The sequence below is a fragment of the Myxococcota bacterium genome, from assembly GCA_039030075.1.
Lineage (GTDB): Bacteria > Myxococcota_A > UBA9160 > UBA9160 > SMWR01 > JAHEJV01.
The window spans coordinates 1-17,700 of the sequence record JBCCEW010000033.1; the positions used below are offsets into that span (position 1 = coordinate 1).

The 17,700-nt window shown below is 68.8% G+C and carries 16 protein-coding genes; 4 read left to right on the top strand and 12 right to left on the bottom strand.

Translation table 11 applies throughout. From position 1 onward, the window contains the following. The 7 genes from AAF430_23825 to AAF430_23855 all read right to left on the bottom strand — a co-directional run. The coding region (locus AAF430_23825; protein ID MEM7413281.1) for a hypothetical protein at positions 1-269 on the bottom strand (269 nt) is incomplete at its 3' end. A 33-nt stretch (positions 270-302) separates the two neighbouring features. After that, on the bottom strand, positions 303-2,354 hold the full coding sequence (locus tag AAF430_23830; protein MEM7413282.1) for a DUF2235 domain-containing protein: 2,052 nt from the start codon (positions 2,352-2,354) through the stop codon (positions 303-305). Positions 2,355-2,364: 10 nt separating this feature from the next. Beyond that, positions 2,365-3,738 (bottom strand): hypothetical protein, encoded by a 1,374-nt coding sequence (locus tag AAF430_23835; GenBank protein ID MEM7413283.1) that lies wholly within the window; start codon positions 3,736-3,738, stop codon positions 2,365-2,367. Beyond that, positions 3,680-5,716, bottom strand: coding sequence for a di-heme-cytochrome C peroxidase (locus AAF430_23840; protein ID MEM7413284.1), 2,037 nt, complete (start codon positions 5,714-5,716; stop codon positions 3,680-3,682). The genes AAF430_23835 and AAF430_23840 overlap by 59 nt, the downstream gene beginning before the upstream one ends. Positions 5,717-5,829: 113 nt before the next feature. After that, the gene (locus AAF430_23845; protein ID MEM7413285.1) at positions 5,830-6,309 is read right to left on the bottom strand and encodes a hypothetical protein; all 480 of its coding nucleotides are present in this window, start codon (positions 6,307-6,309) and stop codon (positions 5,830-5,832) included. Continuing rightward, positions 6,306-6,515, bottom strand: coding sequence for a hypothetical protein (locus AAF430_23850; protein MEM7413286.1), 210 nt, complete (start codon positions 6,513-6,515; stop codon positions 6,306-6,308). The genes AAF430_23845 and AAF430_23850 overlap by 4 nt, the downstream gene beginning before the upstream one ends. Positions 6,516-6,678: 163 nt before the next feature. Next, positions 6,679-7,503: a phytanoyl-CoA dioxygenase family protein gene (locus AAF430_23855; GenBank protein MEM7413287.1), complete on the bottom strand. Its 825-nt coding sequence runs from the start codon at positions 7,501-7,503 to the stop codon at positions 6,679-6,681. An 87-nt stretch (positions 7,504-7,590) separates the two neighbouring features. Between AAF430_23855 and AAF430_23860 the strand changes: the two genes are divergently transcribed. Further along, entirely contained in the window at positions 7,591-8,214 is a 624-nt protein-coding gene (locus tag AAF430_23860; protein ID MEM7413288.1) for a TetR family transcriptional regulator, read from the top strand. A gap of 23 nt (positions 8,215-8,237) precedes the next feature. Here AAF430_23860 and AAF430_23865 read toward each other — a convergent pair whose 3' ends face one another. From AAF430_23865 to AAF430_23885, 5 genes are all read right to left on the bottom strand, one after another. Continuing rightward, the gene (locus tag AAF430_23865) at positions 8,238-9,287 is read right to left on the bottom strand and encodes a 3-deoxy-7-phosphoheptulonate synthase (GenBank protein MEM7413289.1); all 1,050 of its coding nucleotides are present in this window, start codon (positions 9,285-9,287) and stop codon (positions 8,238-8,240) included. A gap of 344 nt (positions 9,288-9,631) precedes the next feature. Then, positions 9,632-10,798 carry a pectin acetylesterase-family hydrolase gene (locus AAF430_23870; GenBank protein ID MEM7413290.1) on the bottom strand — a complete coding sequence of 389 codons (1,167 nt, stop codon included), beginning with the start codon at positions 10,796-10,798 and terminating at the stop codon, positions 9,632-9,634. Between the two features lie 117 nt (positions 10,799-10,915). Continuing rightward, positions 10,916-11,686 carry a glucose 1-dehydrogenase gene (locus AAF430_23875; GenBank protein ID MEM7413291.1) on the bottom strand — a complete coding sequence of 257 codons (771 nt, stop codon included), beginning with the start codon at positions 11,684-11,686 and terminating at the stop codon, positions 10,916-10,918. Between the two features lie 64 nt (positions 11,687-11,750). Then, complete coding sequence (locus AAF430_23880; protein MEM7413292.1) at positions 11,751-13,079, bottom strand: MFS transporter; 1,329 nt, start codon at positions 13,077-13,079, stop codon at positions 11,751-11,753. A 31-nt stretch (positions 13,080-13,110) separates the two neighbouring features. After that, positions 13,111-14,352: an MFS transporter gene (locus tag AAF430_23885; GenBank protein MEM7413293.1), complete on the bottom strand. Its 1,242-nt coding sequence runs from the start codon at positions 14,350-14,352 to the stop codon at positions 13,111-13,113. A 103-nt stretch (positions 14,353-14,455) separates the two neighbouring features. Between AAF430_23885 and AAF430_23890 the strand changes: the two genes are divergently transcribed. Genes AAF430_23890 through AAF430_23900 form a run of 3 tightly spaced genes read left to right on the top strand, consistent with a single transcriptional unit; the run spans position 14,456 to position 17,695 of the window. After that, positions 14,456-15,226 carry an enoyl-CoA hydratase gene (locus tag AAF430_23890; GenBank protein MEM7413294.1) on the top strand — a complete coding sequence of 257 codons (771 nt, stop codon included), beginning with the start codon at positions 14,456-14,458 and terminating at the stop codon, positions 15,224-15,226. Between the two features lie 40 nt (positions 15,227-15,266). Further along, a complete protein-coding gene (locus AAF430_23895; protein MEM7413295.1) occupies positions 15,267-16,460 on the top strand; it encodes a hypothetical protein in 1,194 nt (397 codons plus the stop codon). Between the two features lie 5 nt (positions 16,461-16,465). Continuing rightward, positions 16,466-17,695, top strand: a complete 1,230-nt coding sequence (locus tag AAF430_23900; protein ID MEM7413296.1) for a sulfotransferase — start codon at positions 16,466-16,468, stop codon at positions 17,693-17,695. The last annotated feature ends 5 nt before the right edge of the window (positions 17,696-17,700 follow it).

Here is a 17,700-nt window from a genome sequence, read left to right on the forward strand (position 1 = left end):
CTCACCCCATCCGCGTCCGGGTCGGTGTCGAGCAGGTCGATCCGCATGGGGCTGGGGAACACCAGCTGGAGGATCCCGACCGGATCGCTCGGCACCAGGACGAGCGGCGGAAAGAGGAACGCAGGGTCGTTGAACGTGCCGCGCGTGGCCCGACAGACCCGATCGCCGTTGGGGCGGGTTTCGCATTCGGGCACGGCGAACTTCGACACGCTTTGCGCGGCGGTCGCATCCGTCGCGAGCACCAGCACTGCAGCGAGAAAACCCGCCAATCTGAATCTCGCGTCACACCGCATACGCGCTCCTTACCGAGGAACCGAGAGCCTTCGCCACTCGCCGGACCAGATCGTCAGGCTACGGCGTCGCAGGTAGCCGCTCGCGAGCAACACCGTCAGGCTCACGAGCAGCAGCAGCCCCGTGAACCCATACGACTCGACGACCGGTGACACGACGTAAGTTCGCAGCATCTCGCCCCCCGGGAGCGTTCCTACGACACCATCGAGCAAGCGGCCGAGCCAGCGAAAGACGCCGGAGATCATCCCGGTTCCGAGGATCTGCGACTCCGCGAACGCTCGGACCGGGACGCAAAGCGCGTCCGCCCAGCGCTTCCCGAGCTCGGCGAGGGGGATCAGCAGTCGCTCGATCCCACACAGCTCGAGCTTCAACACACGTCCCCGGTTCGCGCCGAGCAGGGTGATCAGGAGACCCACATAGAAGCTGTGCTGCACGACCTGGCGCCAGAAGGAAAGCCGCCGCGCCTTAGGGAACAGACTCCCCGACTCGGACCGCTGCAACACGATGTCGCCGAGCGCGGGCGCGTCTGCGGGCAATGGGCCCTCGTTGCGCGTCCCTACCACCTCGAAGCACCGCGGTAGGTTTCCCGGAGCGTAGGCGCGGGGGCGCAGTGCTGCGGCCCGATGGAGGGCGGTCCAGTGAATGCGAACCGGCGCACCGCTGCGGGAGCAGAGCCGCGGGATCGGCCGCGGCGAGAACCGGTAGATCGCGCTCGCCCCGGCACGCGAGTCATAGAGCGTGTCCGCCACGTTCTTTCGGGTCGCGATCTCCGCGAGTGCTCCGGGGCGCAGGCGAAGTCGTTCGTGGCTGGGAATGCGTTCCGGCGCAGGTCGCGTCGCCTCGCGGAGCATCCACTCGAGGGCGACGAGCGACATACCCTGCTTCGGGTACCCGCCGCCCACGTTGGAATGCACCCCGGCGAACCACACCTGCCGGATCCGCGGGTCACCCGCCGGTCTCGGCTCCTCCGACACCGCGGCTAGCTCGTCCGAATCGACCGTCTGTTCCTCCGCCCGCGGATTTGGGTTGCTCGAGTATTCATCCTCGAACATCGCGCGCACGGCGATCCAGCGATTCCCGAGCCACTCACGAACATTCCGCAGCGCACGGCCGACAGCGTGGACCGGCGTTCTGATGAGACCGCTGGGAATCTCGTCACCCGTCCCGGCTTCTTCTCGTTCGTCCCAGAGTGTTGGGTGGAAGCTGAGACGCTGGTCATCGATGGCCAGAGCATGGGCCGCCCGCTTCACCGCTTTCGAGAGCGTCCTGTCAGGGAACTTGAAGCGATAGATGAGCTCGTTCCAAAGATTCGCGACGAACGCGACGGGGAACCCGACCGCCTCGACCGTGTCCCAGACACCGATGAACTCGACCTCGCGGTCTGTGTGGAACTCTCCTGGGCAATAGTCGACCCGCGGGCACCAGATCGGAAAGAAGCTCAGGAACCACTGGACCAAGCCTTTACCAAGGTCGGTATCTCGCAAATCGCGATACGCCGCCTCAGCCCGGAGCTGAAGCTCCCGCTCCCCTAGCTCCGGAATTGCCCTTTCCTGCTCATGAGTGGACGCCGACCCCCCCAGATCCGTTTCCGCCTTGGTCGGCTCATCCACGCATCGGCGCCCACGCACGCACTTTGCGATCGGACCTCGTAGCCAAGTGGGCGTGTTCTGCGCAGAACTCTTCGTGGGAGTGCGCTTGATGATGCCCTTTCGCCCCACGAGCCCGGCAACGGTCCGAACCGTGAAGGCCCCGCGGCTGAAACCGAACAGGTAGATGCGGTCGCCGTCTTCGTAAACCCTCGCGAGCTCGATGTACAGCTGGAGTACGTTCCGTTTGAGGCCCAAGCCAAACGCGCCTGTCAGGAGCTTCGCCGGCCGCCATTTTTGCGTACCCACGCCGTCGTCGTAGATCGTGATCTGCTGCGGAGGCGTCTGCGCGTATGGGCGCGGGGTGGGCGCCTGGGTGTCGATGGCCTCGAACACCTTGAAGACGTTGGTCCCCCGCCCTTTCACGGCGGTGTTCCCGGTGCCGTCCGAACAGATGACGATGTTCTTCGGGGGCATGGGTCCTCGCTCAGGGCGCCGCGACGCAGGCGTCGAGGCAGTCGGATCCGCCGGTCTTCACGAAGCAGGTCCAGGTGGCCTCATCGACCGCGCTGCAATCGGGGCCCGGACCGTGGCGCCGCTCCGGGTTCTCAGCCTCCGACACCATCTCGAGATTCACGAGCTGGACGGCCTCCGCGGTCTCGTTGACCGTGCGCAGCGAGATCGTCGGATGTCCCTGGAACCAGCCGAAGTTCCGGACGTTCCAGTGCGGCGGCCGACCCGTCTCCCCGCTCGCCTGGAGGACGGACCGCGGCGCGTACGCGGTGACCCCCACGGGTGTCGGCACTCGTTCCGACGTGGAGTCGAGATCGAGGGCGTAGATCCGGGCCGTCGAGGTGTGACAGCTCACGCAGTCGGTCTCGAAGATGTTGGAGCGGGCCGGATCGTCGACGTGGAACACGAGGTTGGCATCGGTGCTGTCGTCGTCGAAGAGCGGCGATGTACGGATCGGCTGTTGCGGCTCGGGGATGACGTGACGTGGATCTCCGGGCTTGAAGCTGAGACGCTGGTGGAAGACGCCCCCCGCCACACCGAACGAGAAGATCGGAAGCGGCGAGAAGGCCTCGAAGCCGCCCTCCGGCTTTGCCTCCATGCGTCCTCCTAGGAAGACCCACGGCTCAGGACCAGCGCGGAGGCCCATCAGCGCCGAGGTCCGCGCCACCGACTGGGCCGGCAGCTGCAGCACGAGTTGTCGCACCGCGGTCGCCACGGCCGTCGAGCCCGCGGCGAGCCCCGGGTGCACCCCGAGCGGAACTCCATCCGTCGGGGCCCCGGCCGCTTCCGAAGCCCGCTTCACCGCCCGAAGCAGCGGCAGCACCCCGTCCGTACTCGGTAGGGTGAACACCAGGTGGGCTGCGAAATCGACGTCTCGGTTGCCCTGGAAGGGCTGCGCCACCAGCCGGAACTGGACGAGGCACGCCGCCGGCACGCCGAACTCGGTGAGCTTCGCGGTCAGCCCGGGCGAGGGATCGCGGACGGCGAGCGCCGGAGCGCAGGGGTCGAAGCGCGCCGCGACGATCCGCCAGTCGGCCCGCTCGGCCGCGCGACCCCCCGGCGCGACCTCGGGGTTGGAGCCCGGGACCCCAGGGAGGCCGTTCTGCGCGAACGCCATCAGCGCGTCGAAGTCCTGGGCTCTCCACAGACCGCCCTGCTCACCCTCCTCGACCGAGATCTCGGGGAAGGGGCGACCGCCCCGGGGAGCAAACAGGATCGACACGTCGTTGACGTCGACGAGGTCCGCTGCGGGCTCAACGGCTCGCGGAGACTCCGCGTCGCCGGGGTTCTCAGCCCGCGCCGGCGGGCTCGTTCCCCCGTTGCACGCGGCAACGGTCAGCCAACTCACGATAGTCGTAGCCAGGATCCGATTTGCCTGTGTTCTTCCCACGGTAGTCTCCGAACTCGATCGTCTTGATGAACTCGATCAGCGCGTAGCGCTCGTCGACCTCGAGGCCCCTCCCGAGGCGTCCGGCGCGGTCGGGGCCGTCCACGAACTCGTGACCGGCGTTGCTGTTGCCGGGAAGGCTCGTGTCGAACTCGAAGTACCCACGGCCGCATTCGCTCTCGAACCCCACGTCTTTGGGGTCGAAATCCTTCGAGCCCAGGCAGAAGGTCTTCTCTCGCTGTTCTGCCGGAAGGAGCAGCTGATACAGCGTCCGAACCGAGCCGTTGTGCAGGAACGGCGCCGTGGCCCAGACCCCATTCAGGGGCCTTACGCGGTAGACGGGCTTGCCCGTGTCCGCGGGGGCCCGGTCCCGAACGAGGCTGGGTCGGCGCCCGTTGAGGACCCACTTCTCCTCTTCCGAGTAGCTGCAGCCTCGCTCCTCGGCAGCGGCGTACCAGCGCTCGGCGGCAAGCTGCGTGGCGCCGTCGAGCGCTACGCCCAGCGATGCCCGTTCGGGCGCTTCCTTGCGCTGTTCTCGCGGCAGGTCGATCTGGCGGTACCAACGCTCCGCGGCTTCTGCGGTGTTCGCCCCGGCCAGTCCCTTCTGGATCCGAAGGTCGCCCAACGCGAGCATGCGCTTGCGGAAGTTGATCGCCTGGGCGGGGTCGGTACCGACCGCATCGACCTCCTTCATCGTGAGCGGCAGCATCCGGACAGGTCGCACCCCGAAGCGCGTCTCGCCGTCGATCCAGGCGTTGGAGTCGGGATCCGCGACCCGGGCGACATCCCCATGGCACTCGGCGCAGAGTTCCTCGTAGAGCTCGGCTCCCCGCTGCGCCTTGTCTCCATCGATGGCGCCGAAGTCCTCATGCCAGCGCGGCGACAGCAGCCCCTCGAAAGGCCGCTCACCCGCGAGGAACGACTCGAGCCAGAAGAGATTGTCGATCTTCACGGTCGACGCGAAGTGCGCTTCGGGCGCACCACGGAGCTGAACCGGCGCGTTCACGCCGAGGGCCTCGCCGACGTTGCGGGCCAACGGCTGGTGAATCGAGCCGTTGTACTGGACCCAGTCGAACCAATGGGTGTCCCAGATGTGCGGATAGGCCACGGGAGCGTCGAGGGGCTCGAAGTTCTGCCAGCCTTCCGCCCCTGGACCGCCCTGGGCGGCGAACACGTGGTTGCCGATCCGGCCGATCGCGTCCAGGCGCCCGAAGCCCTCTTCCTGGTTCTGGCGCGACCCATCCTCGCAACAGCCCTGGAAGCGATGCTGCTGGGCGTCGAAGTTCGAGAGCTGCTTGGCGCTCATCACCCGCAAGGCGAGCTTCAAGTCCTGGCGTTGGACCTCGGTGCAGCCATCTTCCTCCTCGCCGCAGACCGCGTCGGCGAAGTCGTTGAAGCGCCACGGAAGCACGTAGGTCGCAAGAATCGAATAGGCGAGCGCCGTGCGGAACTTCCCCAGGTCGGTCATCGCGGCGCCGCCGTCCACGCGGTAGGCCTTCCCCTCGAAGCGAAGCTCGCCCGTGTGACATGCGGCGCAGGTAAAGCCGAGCATCGGCTCGTCCTCGCCGGTCACCGGGTCCTTGAAATCGCCGTCGATCGCAAAGCCGACGGGCAAGGCGTGCGGGTTGTACGCCGTGTCCTTCGGGCTCTGGATGAAGCCGAACCGACTCAAGTAGTCCGGGTCGGCGACGCGCCCCCCGAAGAGCGCCGGCTGCCGCAGCGCGCGGAACCACTTCTCGGGCATGAGCTTCGTGCCCTGGCTGAAGTGATGGAACTTCCGGAGTTCCGCGTCGCTCTTCCACGCCTGGCCCTGTTCGAGCGGAATCGGCGGCATCGGCTCCGTCTTCGGCAGCGAGACGAAGTCGCAGCCCAGGCCGATCGCCATCACTCCCCAGACGGTCGCCCAGCGGCCCAGCCGCAGTCTGCTTCGGTGTCCCACGGAGACCCCCTCTTGACGAGTGGCGTTCCTCGTCAAGCTAGGGGCACGGCCCGAATCGCGATGTATACGGGGATACACGCGGCCGCGTCTCGCGAAAGGACTGGCTCCGCGGACTAGTGCATCACGCTCGCGCGGCGGCGCGCGGCTTCGCGTCGCAGGCGCACGATGCGCTCACCGAGCTCTTCTGCACCGATGCCTTCGAGCGGAGCAGCCGCGTCGGTCTGTCGCGCGACGTAGCCCGCGCTCCCGGCCTGGCCGCCCCCGGACAAGGGCGTGTCCCGCTCCGCTCGCTTCCGATCTTCGTAGGCCGACTCGGCCAGGAAGAGCAGCTGCTCGATGCGCTTCAGGGGCAGCGCCTCGAGTTCGTCGGCCGGCGGCAGCGGCGCGCGGGTCGCGTCCTCCAGGGTCAGCGGGGTCGCGCGACGACGACGCCCGGTGCGCGGCATCCCTACCTCGTCGCGGTTGTGGCGCTCCATCATCACCACGAAGTCGAGGTGCCGCAGCCGGCGGGTCTCGCCGCGGAAGCCGAAGAGCAGCCCCACCAGGAACGTGAGCGCCCAGAAGCCGAGGTGGAGCATGCCGTCTTCGGTCACGGCCGCGCTCCCTGCTTGCGCATCTCGACGTGCCAGTCCCGGTAGACCTTGGCGACGCGGCGATACTCCTGCTCGCGCTGGGCGACCTCGTTCGGACCCAGCTCGGCGGCGCGCGACGCGCGCGCCTGATAGCGACCGATCCGCGAGCCCAGGAAGTAGGCCGCGACGGCGGGGATCAGTGTGTAGGCGACGCCTGCCCAATCCATCCGGTCGTCCCCCCGCTCCGCGGCCCGCTCGGGGCCGAGGATCGGTTCACAACCGCCATTCTACGAGAGCCGAACGCCCGGCGGATACCCCCTGCAGGGGCACTTGGGCGGCCCGTCGCATCGCAAGCGCACTTGCGGGGGGACGCAGGCGCGTGTCGCGCCCCTAGAGCAGCCGCGCGGCGTCGTCGTAGTCCACCAGGCCGAGACGCGCGCCGAACTTCGGGGAGAACGAGCGGAAGCCCAGCAGGTACTGCACCCGCTCGGGCAGCGTCCGTGCCACCTCGAGCGGCACGGTGAGCTGGTAGTTCTCCTCTGCGCGCAGCCAGCCGCGACAGAAGCCGGCGTGGAGCCCCACGCGCCACTCGTCATCGGTGGTGTTCGCGCCGCCCCCGTGGATCACCTTGCCGCTGTAGAGCAGCGCCGAGCCCGCCGGCATCGTCGCCTGGCAGGTCTGCTCGGGCTCGACCGGAGGCAACGCGCCTTCCCAGGTGTGGGAACCCGGCGCGATCACCGTGGCACCATTGCGCTCGGTGAAGTCGGTGAGCGCGAAGATGGCGGTGACGGTGATCTCCTCTTCGCGGCAGGCCTCGGGCCAGTTGAGTTCGTCGCGGTGGAGCAGCTGCGGCGTTTCGTCGGGTCCGATGCAGATCAGCTGCCCCGTGTTGAGCCAGTACTCGTCGGGCGTGAGGTAGCGGTCGGCCATCGCCAGGTAGCGCTCGTCGCCGAGCAGCTCGACCCAAGCCGAGGACTTTCCCGGCAGCCCGGTGATGCGCTTGGTCTGCTCCCCGTGGAAGACGGTCCAGAGCCCTTCGGTGGTGCTGCCCGGCGTCTGGCTCGAGACGTGGGGACCGAGCTGCTGCTGCAGCCGCGCCAGCAGGTCCGGGGCGAGGAAGTCCTCGACGATCACGCCGCCGTCGGCGTCGAAGGCCTGCCATACGGTCTCCCAATCGAGCGGGGTCTTGGCACTGAAACGCTGGAGTTCGGGCATGGGGGAAGCTCCTGGGGGTTCGGGGTCCGCACGGGACCGCTGGCCTGGGATGTGCGTTCGATCCAACTTTCGTGTACGATCGTACACATGCCGAAACGACGCGTCAACCCGGCCCGGAACCCCAGCGCGAAACCCGCGGCGAACGAGGGCCGTCGCGAGACCATCCTCGACGCCGCCCTCGGACTGATCGCGCGCCAGGGCTTCGCCGCGGTGAGCCATCGCCGTGTGGCAGCGGCCGCGGGCGTGCCGCTCGGCTCCACCACCTACTACTTCGAATCGCGCGAGCATCTGCTGCGCGAGGCGTTCCGACGCTACCTGGCCCAGACCTCGGCCGAGCTGGCAGACGGCGCCCGCGCGCTGAAGGAGCGCCCCACCCTGGCCCGTGCCCTCGACTACCTGCTCGCCTACACCGAGCGCGAAGTCGCCGACCGGGCCGTCATCGTCACCGAGTACGAGCTGGTGCTCTTCGCGGCGCGCGACGGCTCGCTCGCCGAAGAACTTCACGCCTGGTACGACGCCATGGTCGCCGACCTGGCCGAGGTGCTCGAGCGACTGGGCGCGCGCACGCCATTCGACGCGGCACGCGCGGTCTTCCAGATGGTGCGCGGCTACGAACTCGAGGCGCTGACCCGCGGCGAGCCCCGCACCGCCGACCTGCGCCGCCGCCTCGAGACGTTGCTCACGTCCTACCTCGCGAGTTCCGGCGCCTAGGCGCGCGCTCCCCGCTCCCCGCTTCACGCCGCGCGCCTGCCGCGCACCGTGTCGGCCAGCTCGTAGAGCAGCGACTGGGTGTCGTCCCAGCCCAGGCACGCGTCGGTCATCGACTGGCCGTAGGTCAGCGGACGCGCCCTCCAATCCTGCCGCCCTGGCTCGAGATGACTCTCGAGCATCACGCCCAGGAGCGCCTGTTGGCCCGCGCGGAACTGGCCGATCACCTCCCGGCAGACACCGGGCTGGCGCTCGTGGTCCTTCCCCGAGTTGTCGTGGGAGCAGTCCACCAGGACGCCCCGGGCGCTCGGGAGCTTTTCGGCGGCAGCCGCCACGTCGCTGGCGCTGTAGTTGGTCCGGCCCCCTCCGCCGCGGAGCACTACGTGACCGTCCGTGTTGCCGCGGGTCTTGATGACGGCCGTGGCCCCGCCGCCGGTCACGCCGAGGAAGCTGTGCCGGGCGGCCGCCGCCTGCAGCGCGTCGAGGGCCACCTGAAGTCCGCCATCGGTGCCGTTCTTGAAGCCGACGGGCATCGAGAGGCCGCTCGCCATCTGTCGGTGTGGCTGACTCTCGGTAGTCCGCGCGCCGATCGCGGCCCAGGAGATGAGGTCGCCGATGTACTGGGGCGTGACCGGGTCCAGGAACTCGCTCGCGCAGGGCAGCCCCAGCGCGTGGATGTCGAGCAGGATCTGGCGTGCCAGCGCGAGCCCGGCCGGGATGTCGCAGCTGTCGTCGAGGTGGGGGTCGTTGATCAGCCCCTTCCAGCCCACCGTGGTGCGCGGCTTCTCGAAGTAGGCCCGCATCAGGATCACCAGCTGATCGCGCGTCTCCCCGGCTACCCGCGCGAGCCGCGACGCGAACTCGAGCGCGGCGTCGCGGTCGTGGAGCGAGCACGGCCCCACGATCACGGCCAGCCGCTGTCGATCGCGCCCGTGCAGGAGGTCGCGCAGGGCTTGGCGGGTCTGGGTGACGAGCGCCGCAGCCGGCTCCGGGATCGGATGCGCCTGCTTCACGTCGTCCGGGGAGACCAGCGTCCGGATCTCCACCAGGTTCCGGTCTTCGAGGGGTTCGGTCATGGCTTTGGCTCCTGGCGCCCGCCGTCGCCGCGGGGCGGCAACGCATCGGGCGAATGCGCTGTACACAAAGAAAAAGCCCCGAGAGGCCGTGCTCTCGGGGCTTGGGGATTCGCTCTTTCGTCAGGCTCTACCTGCCCGCGCGTCTCCCTGCCCCAGAGCGCCAATAGAAGCCCCAGGCAAAGAACGACCCGGCAAACCCGAAGAAGCGGGCGGCCGAATCACGCGTTGCGGTGTGAGTCTGCGGAGACATCTCGTCCAGAGTGCCCCATCTGGCTCCGGGAGGGAAGCCCTCTTCCCACCCGGAGCCGTGAATGATGTCCGCCCGTGGGCGGCCTCGAGGCCGGCTAGGGGACCGGGACGAAGTCCTCGACGATGTCCACCCAGCCCGGCTTCATGCGCACGAAATCCTCGGTCCACTCGTAGAGCGGGACGTCGTCCGCCTCGCCGATGTAGAAGAGGTCGGTCCCGAGGGCCGTGTGGCTGTCGTCCCCGCTGCGGATGAAGCGCTTGTAGCGCTCCGGATGCAGCGCGTTCACTTCGCCATGCAGCGGCACGATGATGTCGCGGTAGGCCTGCTGGGTCGGCACCTGGAGGAAGAAGCGGTTCGTCGCGTCTCCATCGGTGCTGTAGAAGGCCTCCTTCACCGTGCTGTCGTTGTCGAGGCGCCATTTCACGATCTCGGTGCCCTGGTTGTCCGCCGAGCAGTTGGTGCAGCTGCCCGGGTAGAACTGCTCGAACTGCCAGTCGGCCGCGCGCGCGGCGATCCCGGCCGTGTCGTTCGGGTTGATCGCGATCGGTCCCGCATCGTTGAAGACCCGCAGCCGCTTGTGGTTGCCGAAGATGAAGCGGGTCAGGAACGGCGCGAAGCCCGCCGCACCCACACCGCCCGCGCTGGCGCCAGACAACAGAACCGTCTGGGCGTAGGGGAACTCGTCCTTCGCCAGATCGAGGGCCGCCGTCAGGTTGCGCAGGCCGCGGTGGAAGCGGACCGGACCGAACGGGAAGTTCGGGTCGACGACGTCGTTGTCACCCGAGTGGACCGACCCGTCGCAGTAGGACACGAACATCACCGAGTAGTCGGCGAATGGGTTGTCGATCACCTCGGAGCCCGTGTCGAAGGAATCACCGAAGATCCCGGGGCTCACATCGCCCACGCTGTCCTCGGCGAGAATCGTGCAGAAGTAGAAGTCCTGCCAACACGCGCCGCCGCCGTTCAGGAAGATCAGCAGCTTGTACGGGTTCGCGGCCTTCGTGAACACCGTGAACGGCGTGCCGGCAATGCAGATCGGGCCGTCGCCGTTGTCGGTGTCGAAGGTGTGCTTCACGAAGCCGTTCGGCAGCGTCTCCGAGGTCGCCGGCGTGTAGTCGCCGATGTACTTCGTGACGCCCGCGAAGTGCAGCTCGAGCTTCGCGAAGAAATTCAGGCCCGGGCACTGAAGGCCCATCAGGGTGCAGCTCAGAAACAGCAGCGAAAGCACCGAGTACTTGCGCAGCTTCCGTTGGGTCCGCATCGATCCCTCCCCGCGACGGCTCGTCGCATAGCGCTCGCGGGGACACGCGAGCGTGGAGCGATCGTCTCACCCCGCGGACCGCGCGGTCAACGCCCCAGCGGGGCGCGGCGGGGCCGATCAGCGCGCGATCAGGCCACCGTCGATGTTGACGGTCGCGCCGGTCATGAAGCTCCCGGCGTCGCTCGCCAGGAAGAGCGCCAGCCCGACGAGTTCGTCCGGATGGGCTGCCCGGGCCATCAGCGAGGCCTTGGCCATCTGGTCCTGAGCCTCGGGCGTGTTGTTGCGGACCATGTCGGTGTCGATGGTGCCCGGCGCGATGGCGTTGATCCGGATCCCGTGGGGAGCCAGCTCGGCCGCGAGTGCGCGCGTGTAGGCCAGCAGCCCGGCCTTCCCCGCGGCGTACATGTGGGTGTAGGCCGAGAACAGGTACGCCCCGACGCTCGAAACGTTGATGACCGAGGCGCAGGGGCTGGCCTTGAGCTCCTCGAGCGCCTCCTGGATCAGGAACACCGGCCCGCGCAGGTTGACCGCGAACGACTTCTCGAAGGCCTCGGCGGTCATCTGGCCGAAGGGCTGGGCCAACGCCAGGGCGGCGTTGTTGACCAGGATATCGATGCGACCGAAGCGCTCGCGGGTCGCCGCCGCCAGGGCCGCACCCTGCTCGAGGTCGCCCATGTGGGTACCGACCGCCAGCGCCTCGCCACCGATCGCTTCGATCTCCTTCACCACCTGCTCACAGGCGTCGGCCTTGCGGCTCGCGACCACCACCTTCGCGCCGGCATGGGCGAACCCGAGCGCGATCGAGCGTCCGATGCCGCGGCTCCCGCCCGTCACGATGGCCACCCGGTCGTCCAGGCGGAAGAGCTGTTCGTAGGCTTCGGCGTTCACGGGGCGTCCTCTCTCGGTACGGATTGGGGTTGGGCGATACGGCTGAGGGTTCGGGAACCGGGTTTCAGCTCGGAGGCGCTTGCGCGCGCACGAGATCGTCGCGGAACGAACGCGCCGCCCAGAAGTAGTGCAGCGCCGACCACAGCGCTCCTCCGGTCGCGACCCACAGCAAGGCGTAGCGCACCGAAAGCTGTCCGTACTCCGGGCGCAGCAGATCGCTGAGCCAGCCCACCGCCTGCGGCCCCAGGCCCAGCCCGATCAGGTTCATGACGAAGAGCAGGATCGCTGCCACCAGCGCGCGCATCTCGGGGCGCGCGAGCCCCTGGGCCACCGCGAAGCTCGGGCCGAGGTACATGCTGCCCAGGAAGCTGGCGGGCAAGGCGAAGGCGAGTGCGACGTGGCCATCCGGCGAGAGGTACACACCGAATCCGAGCGGGACCGCCAGCAAGGTGCCGATGGCCGGCAGCCAGAGGTACCAGCGCGGATCACGCGGAGCGAGGCGGTCGCCGATCCAGCCGCCCAGGAAGGTGCCCAGGCCGCCGCCGATGAGACCGATCAGCGCCAGGTAGGTCCCGAGCTCGCCCTCGGAGAACCCGTGCACGCGGATGAAGTAGACGGGCAGGAAGAGCCCGATGCCGTAGCCGTAGAACGCATGGAGCGCGGCGGCGAAGGACATGTGTCGAAACGACGCCAACGACGCCATGCGCTCGATCACCGAGCGTAAGCTCGGCATCGCGGCGGGCGGCGCGCTGGGCGCCGCAACACCGCCGCGCGGCGGCTCGCGCAGCGTGAGCCGAACCACGACGGCGAGCAATACACCGGGCAGCCCGACCACGAAGAACGCGGTGCGCCAGTCGAAGAACTCCTTCAGCCAGCCGCCCGCGAAGGTGCCGATCGCCGATCCGATCGGAATCCCGAGCGCGTAGATGCCCAAAGCCGTCGCGCGTCGCTCGGCGGGAAACAGGTCCGAGAGCAACGAGTGCGCCGGCGGCGAACACGCCGCCTCCCCCAGCCCGACACCCACGCGCGCCAGCGCGATCTCGAGGAAGCTGCGGGTCAAGCCCGTGACCGCCGTCATCGCGCTCCACACGAAGAGCCCGAGTGCGATGATCGAACGCCGAACGCCGCGGTCGGCCCCGCGCGCAATGGGGATGCCGGCGAAGGTGTAGAAGATGGCGAACGCCAGGCCGCCGAGGAATCCGAGCTGGGTGTCGCTCAGGTCGAGATCTCGCCGGATCTCTTCCGCCAGGATGTTCAGGATCTGGCGATCGATGAAGTTGAAGATGTAGACGACGAGCAGGAGGCCCAGCGCATACCGGCGATAGGCGTCGCTGGGCTCCTCGGCCGGACGGGGGGCGCTCGCTTCCGGATCCGGCGCGGCGGGTGCGGTCACGGCCGCATGCTCCAGGGTCGAGCCCGTCGGGTCAAGCGGTGTTCGGCGCTGCGGCTGCGTCGCGGGCCACCCGCACCAGGGCTGCCCAGCTGAACGCCACGATGATGGTGACCCCGACGCCCATCACCGCGAGCGTCCCGCGCTCGCCGATGGCATCCGCCAGCCAGCCGATCGGGAGACCCACCAGCCCGAAGCCCGCGAAGGCCATCATGCTGAGGGCCATCACCCGCCCCATGTACACGGGTGCCGTGGCGCGGATCAGCACCGCGCTGTTCAAGGTCTGGAATCCGCCCGAACACACGCCCAGCGCGAACGCCCCGGCCATCGCCACGGCGTAGCTGGGAACGAAGGCCAACGCGATCAGCGACAAGCCGAACCCCATCCCGAAGCTCGAGTAGAGCGCCCGGGCCTGCTCCGAATCGGCGAAGCGCGCGACCGCAATCGAGGTGAGCAGGCCCCCGACCGCGGAACTTCCCATCAGCCAACCGATCGCTTCGGCTTCGCGGCCCAGGGCGTTCTCGACCAGGCCGGGCATCACGGTCACGTACGGGAAGCCCGCCATGATCACGAGTACGAACATCCACATCAGCAGCCGCAGGTGTCGGTCGGCGTGGACGTAGCGGACGCCCTCGGCGATGTCGGTCCACACCGATCCGATCTCACCCGTGCGGCGGCGCGACTTCGGAAGCCCGATCAACATCAGCGCGGCCACCGCGTAGCAGGCGGCCATCGCCAGATAGGCTCCCGCCGCCCCGACCGCGGGCCAGGCGAGGAAGAGCCCGGCGAGCGCCGGCCCGCCGATGCGAGACGCGCTGTTCGCGATCTGGGAGAGCGCCACCGCGTTGCCGCGGCGCTCTTCGGGGACCACGTCCACCACCAGGGCCTGGCGCGCGGGGCCGATGAACGCGAAGCACGCGCCCATTCCGAAGCCCCCCGCGGCGAGGTGCCAGAGCGCGAGCATCCCTTCGGCGAGAAGCCAGGCCGTCAGGACGAAGATGGCGCTCGTGATCCCCTGCCCGATCGCGATCACCCGGCGCTTCGGCCAGCGATCCGCATACGCGCCTCCCAGCGGCGTGAGCAGAAACATCGAGAGCGCCTGACCAAACACCACGGTGCCCACGGCGCGGTTCGTTCCCGCCAGGTCGAAGGCCACCACGCTGTTGACGACGGTGGACATGAAGAAGCCCAGGAACGAGCTGAACGAGCCCAGCCAGAGGATGCGGAAGTGGCGCAGAGAAAGCGCGGCGAAGGTCTGACCGAACCATTCGGGCATCGGCGCACGATAGCCTGCGACCGGATGGGCGCCGGACGGCAGGCGGCGCCGGGATCGGGCTAGAGTGCGGCCGGGACCCCACCCCGCCCGAGGAGAAGCCGCCATGGGAAAGATCCACGTCGATCGCGACGACCGAGGCGTCGTCACGGTCACCCTCGACTACGCCGAGAAGAAGAACGCCATCGACCAGGACATGTTCGAGGGACTGCTGGGCGTGTTCCGGGAAGCGACCGAGCGCGACGAAGACCGCGTCCTGGTGCTCACGGGCGCCAACGGCGAGTTCGCAGCGGGAGCCGACCTCTCGGGCCAGGGGCCGGGCCGCCACCAGCTGCGCATGATGGACTTCTACGGTTCGGTCGGGTTGGCGCTTCACCACCTCCCGAAGCCGGCGATCGCGAAGGTGCGCGGGCTCGCCGTCGGCGCGGGTCTCAATCTCGCGCTCGGCTGCGACCTGATCGTCGCCAGCGACACGGCGCGCTTCTCCGAGATCTTCGCGCGACGGGGGCTCTCCCTCGACGTCGGTGGCTCCTGGCTGTTGCCCCGCCTGATCGGCATGCACAAAGCGAAGGAGCTCGCGCTCTTCGCCGACATCGTCCCGGCCGAGGAAGCCGAGCGCATGGGCCTCGTGAATCGGGTGGTCCCGGACGCCGAACTGGACGCCTTCGTCGACGACTGGGCCGGGCGCCTCGCCTCGGGACCGCCGCTCGCGCTCGCGATGAACAAGAAGCTGCTGAACAACGCGTTCAACTGCGGCCTGGCCGAAGCGCTCGACGCCGAAGGGCTCGCCCAGAGCGTCAACACGGCGAGCGAGGACACCAAGGAGGGCTTCGCCGCCTTCTTCGAGAAGCGGAAGCCGGTCTTCCGCGGTCGCTGAGCGTTCGGCCGTTCCCTTTCAAAAGAGGCTTACTACCCCGATGACCGAGAAATCACTCGAGCTTCTCGACGGCTCCGCCTGGGCCGATTTCTGTGAGCGCCTCGCCGGGCTGGGAGAGGCGATCCGGGGGGAGCCCTATCCGAACGACCCGCGCAGCCGGGCCGAGGGTTACCGCGCGCTCACCCGTTGGCTCATCTACGCGCTGCAACAGGAGGTCGAGGCCGGCGACCCGCGCTTCCCGGGCTTCGTGCGCCACCAGGATCCCTGGAACCAGTGGGGCGGTCCCAACCCCGACAACGTCTACCTGCGCGCGAACATCGACCCCACCAAGACCTATCGGGTGTGGTCCGAGGACACACGCGGCCTGCGCCAGGCGATCTTCTCGCTCCACGAGGGCGACATGCATCTCAACGAGTACGGCGTCTTCGGAGAGCGCTCCTTCAGCGACTTCGAGACCGGGCCGAACGGCGAGTTCGAGCTGTGGCTCACCCCCGACGCCCACCCGGCGATCGAGGGGAACTGCATCGGCCTGCACCCCGACGCCCGCATCTTCACCATTCGGCAGTACCTCGCCGACTGGCAGAACGACGCGGCGCCGAAGTTCCACATCGCCTGCGAGGAGACCGTCGGCAAGCCGCGCGGTCCCATCGATCCGACCCAGCTCGCCAGCGGTCTCGACCGTTCGATCCGCTGGGTCGAGGCCTCGATGGAGTACTGGCACCGCTACACCAGCCGGGCCTGGTCGCGCGGCGCACCGAACGAGGCCGGGCCAGCGCAGAGCGCGCCTGGAGGCGCCGACAACATCCTCTACGGCAACTGCTTCTGGCAGCTCCTCCCCGACGAGGTGCTGTTGCTCCAGGTCGAGCGACCCGACGCCCAGTACTGGAGCTTCGTGTCGCACACCCTGCCCTGGCTCGAATCCGGCGAGTGGGACCGCCGCACCACCAGCCTCAACGACCAGCAGGTCCACGTCGACGACGACGGCATCGTGCGCCTGGTGATCTCGCACGAGGATCCGGGGGTCCCGAACTGGATCGACACCGAGGGCCGCGCGCGCGGCATGCTCGTGTACCGCTGGGTATGGGCCGAGAACAACCCCCAGCCCGAAGTCCGCTTGCTGCGACGCAACCAGCTCCGCGAAGTGCTGCCGCCCGGTCATCCGGAGGTCTCGCCCCAGGAGCGTCGTCAGCGCCTCGCCGCCCGCGCCGAGGCCGCCTGGGATCGGTTCCGGTAGGCACGATGTCGCTCTGGACCCCCCCGCCGCGGCCGCGCTGGGTCGAGCGCCTGAACGCCCATGGGGATGCCGTGGGAGGAGCGCACCACCTCGTCTCCCTCGATCCCGACGTGCTGATCGCGACCGCTCGTGCGTCGTGTGGCCTCGAGGACTTCGGGGGCGACGAATGGGAAGCGCCGTACCGGCTCTTCGTCGAGTCCCTCGAGAACGAAGCGGCCCTGCACCTCACCGGGCGCCTCATCACCCGCAGCGAGATCCTGCGCACCTTGCGCAATCGACTGCAGCTGGCCGACCTCTGGAAACGCCGACCCGAGATCCTCGAGGCCCCGCTGCTGCCGCCGGCGTTCATCGTGGGAGCCCCGCGCTCGGGCACCTCGATCCTGCTCGAGTTGCTGGCGCTCGACCCGGCGACGCGGTCGCCCGCGCTCTGGGAGATGCACCACCCGGTCGAGGCGTTGGAAGGCGACGCACTGCGGCCGATCGGCGACCAGCTCACCCAGTTCTGGCACGACGTGCAGCCCGAGTACGAGACGATGCACGCGAACTCGGGCGACCTTCCGAACGAGTGCCTCTACATCTCGGTGCACGCGTTCCTTTCGGATCACTGGGGCGGCAACCACCACGTGCCCAGCTACTCCGAGTTCCTGGCGAGAGCCGACCAGCGCCCCGCCTACCGCTATCACGCGCGGTTCCTGCGGACCCTGCAGCAACGCCAGGGCGGCGAACGCTGGCTGCTGAAGGCGCCGAGTCATCTCTTCCAGCTCCGCGCGCTCTTCGACGTCTACCCCGAGGCGCGGATCCTGAGAACCCACCGCGACCCGCTGAAGACGATTCCCTCGACGCTCAGCCTGATGGCCACCCTGCTCTGGATGCGCGGCGACATCGCGGACCCGGTCGGAACCGCCGAGCTCACCACCGCGGGCTACGCGGCGGTCTTCGCCCAGGAGATCGCACGCCGCGCCGACGGCCGGCTTCCCGACGACCAGTTCATCGACGTCCAGTACGCCCAGCTGCTCGACGACCCGGTCGGCGCGATCGAGGCGGTCTACGCGCAAGCCGAGTGGCGCTTCCCGTCCGGCCTCGCCGACGACATCCGCGGCTACCTCGACGCGCGCCCGCGCGGTGCCCATGGCGCGCACCGCTACTCGCTGGAAGGAATGGGCCTCGACCCCGAGAAAGAGCGCGCCCGCTTCGCCGACTACTGCGCCCACTACGGCGTCGCCGAAGAAGCCTGATCGGC